Here is a 7,913-nt window from a genome sequence, read left to right as displayed (position 1 = left end):
TTCGGTAGGGTCGGTTCCCAAACGACTGCCGATAACGGTGATCGGCGCGGCGAACGCATGACCCGTGCCGGAGCCGCTTTCGATCGGAGGTCATGCCCTTGCCGAACGTTGCGCGGCGTACCGGCAGTCGATCGGGATGCGACCCTACCAAGGCCTCAATGCACCGAACGTTTCGAACGCTTCGGTAGGGTCGGTTCCCGATCGACTGCCGGTGACGGTGATCGGCGCGGCGAACGCATGACCTGTGCCCGAGCCGCCTTCGATCGGAGGTCATGCCCTTACCGAACGTTGCGCAGGGTATCGGCAGTCGATCGGGATGCGACCCTACCAGGGCCGATGCACCGAACACCGTTCGGCGCGTTACCCGTGCCGGGATTGCAGCTGCGCGTCCAACTGGGCCAACCGCTCCGGGGTGCCCACGTCGGTCCAGCGGCCGCGATGATGTTGCCCGCTGACCCGGCCGCGGGCCATGGCGTGGCGCAACAACGGGGTCAACCCGAACTGCGGCGGGTGGGCGGAGGCGCCGGGGGTGTCGCCGATCACCTCGCGCCAGCCGTCGATGATGGCGGGGCGGTAGACCCCGATACCGGCGTAGGTCAGCCGCGCGGCATCGCCCTGGTCGCTGACCCGGCCATCACCGTGCAGGATGAAATCCCCGCGCGGATGCTGCACGGGATTGTCGACCAGCACCAGATGCGCATCGCCATGCGGTGCGTGCGGCAGCGCGGCCAGATCCAGGTCGGTCCAGATATCGCCGTTGATTACCAGGAACGGCGCATCGCCCAGCACCGGCAGGGCATTGAGGATGCCGCCGCCGGTTTCCAGCGGCGTGCCGCCCTCGTCGATGAAGTGCAGGCGCAGGCCCCAGCGCGCGCCATCGCCCAGCGCGCTGGCGAACTGGTCGCCCAGCCATGAGGTATTGATCACCACCTCGCTGAAACCGGCCGCGGCCAACCGCTGCAGATGCCACACGATCAGCGGCTTGCCGCCGGCCACCAGCAACGGCTTGGGCGTGTGCAGGGTCAGCGGGCGCATGCGCTCGCCCTTGCCTGCCGAGAAGATCAATGCCTTCATGGGCGCGCCAGCACCGGGCTGGCCAGCTGCGCCATTGCCGGCTTGATGCGCTGCTCCAGCAACGCCTGCAACGGTGCCAGCGTGGGATGGCGCGGCAGCACTTCCTCCAGGTAACCGATGAAGCGCGGTGCATCGTCGAAGTAGTGGCCCTTGCCGTCGCGGTCGCGCAGCCGCACGAACAGGCCGAGGATCTTCAGGTGGCGCTGGATGCCCATCCAGTCGGCATCGCGCAGGAACTGCGGCCACGGCCGCAGCGGCAGGCCGGCGGCCAGCGCCTGGGCGTGGTAGCGCGCCAGCCAGGCATCGACCTTCTCCAGCGGCCAGCTCAGGAACGCGTCCTTGAACAGGCTGACCGGGTCGTAGGCGATCGGCCCACGCACCAGGTCCTGGAAATCCAGTACCGCCGGGCCGCCCTCGACCGGCATCAGGTTGCGCGGCATGAAATCGCGGTGGGTCAGCACCTGCGGCTGCTGCAGCGCGTTGTCCATCAGCTGCCGGTGCACCCATTGCAGCTGCTCCAGCTCGCCGCAATCCAGCTGCAGCCCCAGGTGGCGCTGCAGGAACCATTCGTCGAACAGCCCGGCATCGCGTTGCAGCAGCGTCTCGCCGAAGCTGCCCATGCCCTCGGGCACGGCGATCGACTGCAGCCGGATCAGCTGCGCGAACGCCGCATCGAACCAGGCATCGGCGTTGGCGGCATCGATATGCCGGGCCAGGGTCGGGCCGCCGAGATCTTCCAGCAGCAGGAAGCCCTGCTCGACATCGCGCTCAAGCACGCGCGGCACGCGCACGCCGTTGGGTTCGAGCAGGTCATGCATGCGCAGCCACGGGCGCACGTCTTCCAGCCCGGGCGGCGAATCCATCACGATGTGGCTGCCGCGCGCGCTGGTGGCGCGCCAATAGCTGCGGAAGCCGGCGTCGACCGAGGCGCGGTCGAGGGCCAGGTGCGGGTCGCCCAGCGCGGTGCTGGCCCACTGCCGGCGCTGTTGGGCGCGCAGGGGATCGGAAGCAGGATCGTTCATGGACGGGTACGTCGAAGCGGCACCGGGTGGCGCCAGGGAAAAGAAGAAGGGGGAGGAGAGGGCGCGGCCTCAGCCTTTGCCCTTGCCGGCACCGCTGACCAGCCGCAGCACGGCCAGTACCGCCACCGCGCCAAGTACCGCGCCGAGGAAGCCGGCCGGTTCACCGGCGGCATACCAGCCCATGTACTGGCCGAACCAGCCGGCCAGCAGGGCACCGACGATGCCCAGCACGATGGTGAGCAGGCAGCCCATGCGGTTGTTGCCGGGCATGAAGAAACGCCCCAGCAGGCCGACCAGGAAGCCGACCAGGATGATGTAGAGCCAACTGCTGCTGCCAAACAATCCGTTCATGCCAATGCGTCGTTGGGAGGGGCGTGGACGCAGCCTAGCAAGGCCGGGCTGCGTCCGTCACGCCGCGCCGCTCAGCAGCAGCCGTGGCCGCCGTGGCGGGTGCCGCTGTCGGCGGCCACCGGCGAACCGCTGGTTTCGCCACGCAGGCTGGCCGCGTAGTGCTCGCTGATCACCTTGGACACACAGGCAGTGACCTTCTTGCCCATCGGGATGTGCAGGAACTCGTTGGGGCCATGCGCGTTGGAGTGCGGGCCGAGCACGCCGGTGATCATGAACTGCGCGCCGGGGAACTTCTCGCCGAGCATGCCCATGAACGGAATCGAGCCGCCTTCGCCCATGTACATCGCCGGCTTGCCGAAGAAGGTCTGGCTGGCATCGTCGATGGCCAGGGTCAGCCACGGCGCCATCGCCGGGGCGTTCCAGCCGCTGGAGGCCTTTTCCAGGTCCAGCTTCACTTCGGCGCCATTGGGCGGGTCGCGCAGCAGGGCTTCCTTGAGCAGCTCGCCGCAGGCCTTGCCGTCGGCGGTCGGCGGCAGGCGCAGCGACAGCTTCACCGCCGTATGCGGGCGCAGCACGTTGCCGGCCGAGGCCAGCGGCGGCAGGCCGTCCACGCCGGTCACCGACAGCGCCGGGCGCCAGGTGCGGTTGAGCACCAGCTCGGTGAGGTCCTCGTTCATCGGCACCAGGCCGTCGACCATCGGGAATTTCTCGAAGATCGCGGTGTCCACCACGTCGGCGGCACGCTTGGCCTGTTCCAGGCGCTCGGCCGGGATGTCCACGTTCATGCCCTCGATCAGGATGCGGCCGGTGTTCTCCTCCTCGATGCGCGAGATCAGCTGGCGCAGCAGGCGGAAGCTGGACGGCACCACGCCGGAGGCATCGCCGGAATGGACGCCTTCGTTGAGCACCTTGACCGAGAAATTGCCGCCGGTCAGGCCGCGCAGCGAGGTGGTGCACCACAGCTGGTCGTAGTTGGCGCAGCCCGAATCCAGGCACACCACCAGCGACGGCTTGCCGATGCGGTCGGCCAGGTGGTCGACATAGGCCGGCAGGTCGTAGCTGCCCGATTCCTCGCAGGCCTCGATCAGCACCACGCAGCGCGCGTGCGGCAGGCCCTGTTCCTGCAGCGCCAGCACCGCGGCCAGCGAGCCGAACATGGCGTAGCCGTCATCGGCGCCGCCGCGGCCATACAGCTTGTCGCCACGCAGCACCGGCACCCACGGGCCCAGGTCGTCGTCCCAGCCGGTCATTTCCGGCTGCTTGTCCAGGTGGCCGTAGAGCAGGATGGTGTCGTCGCCGGTTTCGGCACCAGTGGCGGGGATTTCCAGCAGCAGCAGCGGCGTGCGGCCTTCCAGGCGCACCACCTCCACGGTCAGGCCGGGCAGGTTCTGGGCCCGGGCCCAGGTTTCCATCAGGGTGACCGCCTGCTCCATATAGCCGTTTGCGACCCAATCGGCGTCGAACATCGGCGATTTGTTCGGGATACGGATGTAATCGACCAACTGCGGGACGATCTCGCTGTCCCACTTTTCACTGACGAATTGGCCGAGTTTGGCGCTGTCCATCTGAAACTCCAATCGCTTTGGCAAGTCCTCACATTCTACGCCGGTGCCGGGGGTAGGGATTTCCCTACATCACGTCGGGTATTTGGCCTGCTGCGTGAAGGTGCTGTGGACGATAGGCTATGTGTATGTGGTGAGGGACGCTGATGCCTCCGACGGGATAGCCGGCGGGTACCGGTCCAGAACCACAGGGAGTAACAAGGTGGGGCCTTGGTTTTCGTGGAAGGCGCTTGCGCTGGGACTGCTGTTGATCGGCGCCGCACACGCGGCCGACCGCATCGACATCAATACGGCAGATGCGTCGACGCTGCAGCAGGGATTGACGAACGTGGGGCCCCACAAGGCCGATGCGATCGTAGCGTACCGGCGACAACACGGACCTTTCCTCCGGGTCGAGGACCTGGCACGGGTGAAGGGGATAGGGACGGCAACGGTCGAACGGAATCGACGGCGGATGACGGTGGGGACCATGAAGGCCCCTGCGGCGGAACCCCCCAGGAGGGTGGTGCCAGCGTCCGTACCGAGGCGATGACCAGACAGGACAGGTCGGGGACAGGCACGGAGCCGGTCACTGGCTGCCGCGCAGGACGCGCGGTGGCACCGACACACGCAGGGAAGCGGCACGCACGGATGCAGCGCGGAAGGATTGGCGCCGATCCACCAGGATGGTGGCATCCAGGCCCGGGATGGGGCTGCGATGGCGAACGGACATACGGCCGAGTGCAGGAAGCATGGCCGGCACCCAAACTGGGCAGGACGCACAGGGGGAAGGCGGGATGCCGACAGGGACGTGAAGATTGCCCGGTACTGCACAGGAGGTGCGGCCGGGCAATTTCTTTTTGGGGTGACTGAAACGACGGGCAGGGCAGTTCGTCATGCGCGCAGATCCCATTCTTCGGCACGGCGTCATCCACGCATGGCGCGGATCTACCGTTGGATTGCCGGCGTCACCGGCCGCGCCACGGCGTGCGTGGCTGCGCGCGGTTTTCGCTAACGCATGCAGGCACTTGGTGTAGCGTGGCGGCATCTCTTGGAATGGATGCACGACATGGCAGTACGCAGCACGCTGTTGAGTCTGGCGCTCGGGACGCTGCTGGCGACCGGGATGCTCCCCGCCACGGCCGCCGACCGTGCGCCGACGGCCAGCACCGCCACCGAGGCCCCGCGCGGCCCCACCGACCTCAAGCCCGGGCAGTTCCTCTGGCACCCGGAGATTTCCCCGGCCGGGCCGATCGTGCTGGTGGTCAGCCTGGATGAGCAGCGCGCCTACGTGTACCGCAACGGCATCGCCATCGGCCTGAGCACGATCAGCTCGGGCAAGGCCGGGCACGAGACGCCCACCGGCGTGTTCACCATCCTGCAGAAGGACAAGGACCACAAGTCCAATCTCTACAACAGCGCGCCGATGCCCTACATGCAGCGGCTGACCTGGGACGGTATCGCCCTGCACGGCGGCAGCCTGCCCGGGCATCCGGCCTCGCACGGTTGCGTGCGGCTGCCGCAGGCGTTCGCGCAGAAGCTGTTCGGCGAAACCAGGCGCGGCGACACGGTCGTGGTGGCCGACGCCAAGAGCGCGCCGATGACGCTGGCCTACCCGGCGGTACTGGCTCCGGTCAACAGCACCGGCAAGCCGCTGGCCGAAACCACCGGCGCGCCGGAACACTATTGGAACGACGCGGCCGCGCCCAGCGGCCAGGTCGGCATCCTGGTCAGCCTGCACGACCAGCGGTTGTACGTGCTGCGCGATGGCGTGCTGATCGGTGAGTCGCGGCTGGAGGCCAAGGCGCTGCCGGCCTTCGAAGGCACCACGCTGTTTGTGATGCAGCAGGGCTACTCGGACCTGCCCAGCCCGCTGGATGCGCACCAGCGCCTGCACAAGTGGACCGCCTACCCGCTGCTGGGGCAGAGTGCCGGCAATGCCAGCCCGGACCTGCTGGCCACGCCCAGCCTGCCGATGGCGCTGCCGCCGGCCTTTGCCGAGCAGTTGTACAAGGCGCTGGTGCCGGGCACCACGCTGCTGGTGACCAGCCTGCCGGCGGTACGCCCGGTAGCCGATGAACAGAACCTGCAGCCGGTGTTGGAATCGGACGCGGGCGGGTCCACCTTGTAGGCATTGCTCCTGTTGGTATGCCGCCCATGCGCGTGTCCCGGATAACCTCGATGGCCCTGTGCGGGCTGGCGCTGGCCGCCTCGGCCGGCGGCGCATGGGCGGCGCCGGCCACGCCGCCGCCGGCGCAGCTGGCCGACATGCTGGCGCGCGCGGCACCGGGAGCCGACCGCAAGGTGCTGCGGCTGGCGGCCACCGCGATGACGTGTGCGCTGCGCCGGCCGGAGCTGGGTATCGATCCGACCCGGCTGAGCGTGATCGATTATTCGCGTCCTTCCACCGAACAGCGCATGTGGGTGTTCGACCTGGCCCGGCAGAAACTGCTGTTCGAGGAATGGGTGGCGCATGGCCGCAACAGCGGCGGCAACCAGACCGAGCATTTTTCCAACCGCGACGGCAGCTTCATGTCCAGCCTGGGCGCGTTCACCGCCAGGGAAACCTACATGGGCGGCAACGGTTATTCGCTGCGCCTGGAAGGGCTGGAGCCGGGCTTCAACGACCATGCGCGCGACCGCGCCATCGTCATCCACGGCGCGCCCTACGTGAATCCGACCATGGCCCGGTTGCAGGGTCGGCTGGGCCGCAGCCTGGGCTGCCCGGCGGTGCGGCTGAGCGTGGCCAGGCCGCTGATCGACAGCCTGCGCGGTGGCACGCTGGTGTTCGCCTACTACCCCGACAAGGACTGGCTGGCCCGCTCGCAATTGCTCGGCCCCAACTGCGGCGGCAGCGTCGGCTGAGGCACAATGGCGGCATGTCGACCGATACCGTCCTGAGCGCTGCCACGCGCGTGATTTCCCGTGGCGAGTACCGCCGCGAACGCTGGCGTAACGGCCTGGGCTGGACCCGCGAAATCCTGCGGGTGCCCGACCACGATGACTGGCAGGTACGCCTGTCGATCGCCGAGATCGAACAGGATGCCGCGTTCTCTTCCTTCCCCGGCGTGGAGCGCGAACTGGTGCTGCTGCAGGGGCAGGGCCTGCGCCTGCGTTTTGCCGACGGAGCGCTGCACACCCTGTTGCCGCCGCACGACCGGCTGCGGTTCGCCGGTGAGGCGCAGGTCGCTGGCGAGCTGGTGGACGGGGTGACCCACGATTTCAACCTGATGTGGCGGCGCGATGCGATCGCCGCCGAGTTGCTGCACCGGCCGCTGGTGGGCAGCATGTTCTTCTTCACCGAAGCGGACACCGCCTGGGCGATCCACCTGCTGTCCGGACAGGCGCAGTTCGCCGGCGACACCGACCTGCCGCCGTTGGAAGCCGGCGACACCGCGTGGCTGGCCGCCGGTGAGCGGCGGCGTTTTGCGTTGCATGGCGGTGGGGAGTTGTTGGCGATCCGGCTGGCCCCCCGGTAGGGTCGCATCCCAATCGACTGCCGATACGTTGCGCAGTGTTCGGTAGGGGCATGACCTTCGATCGAAGGCGGCTCCGGCACGGGTCATGCGTTCGTCGCGCCGGTCACTGCTACCGGCAGTCGTTTGGGAACCGACCCTACCGAAGCGCTCGGTGCGCTGGGGTTGGTAGGGTCGCATCCCGATCGACTGCCGATACGCTGCGCAGTGTTCGGTAGGGGCATGACCTTCGATCGAAGGCGGCTCCGGCACGGGTCATGCGTTCGTCGCGCCGGTCACTACTACCGGCAGTCGTTTGGGAACCGACCCTACCGAAGCGCTCGGTGCGCTGGGGTTGGTAGGGTCGCATCCCGATCGACTGCCGATACGCTGCGCAGTGTTCGGTAGGGGCATGACCTTCGATCGAAGGCGGCTCCGGCACGGGTCATGCGTTCGTCACGCCGGTCACT

General features: G+C 68.1%; 8 protein-coding genes. 4 read left to right on the top strand and 4 right to left on the bottom strand.

The window, feature by feature from the left end; all coding sequences use genetic code 11:
• Window positions 1-360: 360 nt before the first annotated feature.
• The 4 genes from murU to IC535_RS18610 all read right to left on the bottom strand — a co-directional run bounded on the left by murU (window position 361) and on the right by IC535_RS18610 (window position 4,012).
• Entirely contained in the window at window positions 361-1,074 is a 714-nt protein-coding gene (gene murU, locus IC535_RS18625; RefSeq protein ID WP_228887723.1) for an N-acetylmuramate alpha-1-phosphate uridylyltransferase MurU, read from the bottom strand.
• Window positions 1,071-2,096, bottom strand: coding sequence for an aminoglycoside phosphotransferase family protein (locus IC535_RS18620; RefSeq protein WP_228887724.1), 1,026 nt, complete (start codon window positions 2,094-2,096; stop codon window positions 1,071-1,073). Before IC535_RS18620 ends, murU begins: the two co-directional genes overlap by 4 nt.
• Before the next feature lie 69 nt (window positions 2,097-2,165).
• On the bottom strand, window positions 2,166-2,447 hold the full coding sequence (locus IC535_RS18615; RefSeq protein ID WP_228887725.1) for a GlsB/YeaQ/YmgE family stress response membrane protein: 282 nt from the start codon (window positions 2,445-2,447) through the stop codon (window positions 2,166-2,168).
• 71 nt (window positions 2,448-2,518) lie between these two features.
• Window positions 2,519-4,012, bottom strand: coding sequence for a M20 family metallopeptidase (locus IC535_RS18610; protein ID WP_228887726.1), 1,494 nt, complete (start codon window positions 4,010-4,012; stop codon window positions 2,519-2,521).
• 94 nt (window positions 4,013-4,106) lie between these two features.
• Here IC535_RS18610 and IC535_RS18605 point away from each other — a divergent pair, with 94 nt between their 5' ends.
• From IC535_RS18605 to IC535_RS18590, 4 genes are all read left to right on the top strand, one after another.
• Window positions 4,107-4,541: a ComEA family DNA-binding protein gene (locus IC535_RS18605; protein ID WP_429000421.1), complete on the top strand. Its 435-nt coding sequence runs from the start codon at window positions 4,107-4,109 to the stop codon at window positions 4,539-4,541.
• A 516-nt stretch (window positions 4,542-5,057) separates the two neighbouring features.
• Window positions 5,058-6,119 carry a L,D-transpeptidase gene (locus IC535_RS18600; protein WP_267473109.1) on the top strand — a complete coding sequence of 354 codons (1,062 nt, stop codon included), beginning with the start codon at window positions 5,058-5,060 and terminating at the stop codon, window positions 6,117-6,119.
• 26 nt (window positions 6,120-6,145) lie between these two features.
• Window positions 6,146-6,853 carry a murein L,D-transpeptidase catalytic domain family protein gene (locus IC535_RS18595; RefSeq protein ID WP_228887727.1) on the top strand — a complete coding sequence of 236 codons (708 nt, stop codon included), beginning with the start codon at window positions 6,146-6,148 and terminating at the stop codon, window positions 6,851-6,853.
• Between the two features lie 14 nt (window positions 6,854-6,867).
• The gene (locus tag IC535_RS18590; RefSeq protein WP_228887728.1) at window positions 6,868-7,467 is read left to right on the top strand and encodes a HutD/Ves family protein; all 600 of its coding nucleotides are present in this window, start codon (window positions 6,868-6,870) and stop codon (window positions 7,465-7,467) included.
• The last annotated feature ends 446 nt before the right edge of the window (window positions 7,468-7,913 follow it).

The organism is Stenotrophomonas rhizophila (genome assembly GCF_020857975.1).
Classification (GTDB): domain Bacteria; phylum Pseudomonadota; class Gammaproteobacteria; order Xanthomonadales; family Xanthomonadaceae; genus Stenotrophomonas; species Stenotrophomonas rhizophila_C.
This window is presented reverse-complemented; position numbering and strand designations above follow the sequence as displayed.

What these genes read in the sequence shown, in the direction of transcription:
- murU (WP_228887723.1), bottom strand. Translation starts at nt 1,074, where the DNA reads ATGAAGGCATTGATCTTCTCGGCAGGCAAGGGCGAGCGCATGCGCCCG.
- IC535_RS18620 (WP_228887724.1), bottom strand. Translation starts at nt 2,096, where the DNA reads ATGAACGATCCTGCTTCCGATCCCCTGCGCGCCCAACAGCGCCGGCAG.
- IC535_RS18615 (WP_228887725.1), bottom strand. Translation starts at nt 2,447, where the DNA reads ATGAACGGATTGTTTGGCAGCAGCAGTTGGCTCTACATCATCCTGGTC.
- IC535_RS18610 (WP_228887726.1), bottom strand. Translation starts at nt 4,012, where the DNA reads ATGGACAGCGCCAAACTCGGCCAATTCGTCAGTGAAAAGTGGGACAGC.
- IC535_RS18600 (WP_267473109.1), top strand. Translation starts at nt 5,058, where the DNA reads ATGGCAGTACGCAGCACGCTGTTGAGTCTGGCGCTCGGGACGCTGCTG.
- IC535_RS18595 (WP_228887727.1), top strand. Translation starts at nt 6,146, where the DNA reads ATGCGCGTGTCCCGGATAACCTCGATGGCCCTGTGCGGGCTGGCGCTG.
- IC535_RS18590 (WP_228887728.1), top strand. Translation starts at nt 6,868, where the DNA reads ATGTCGACCGATACCGTCCTGAGCGCTGCCACGCGCGTGATTTCCCGT.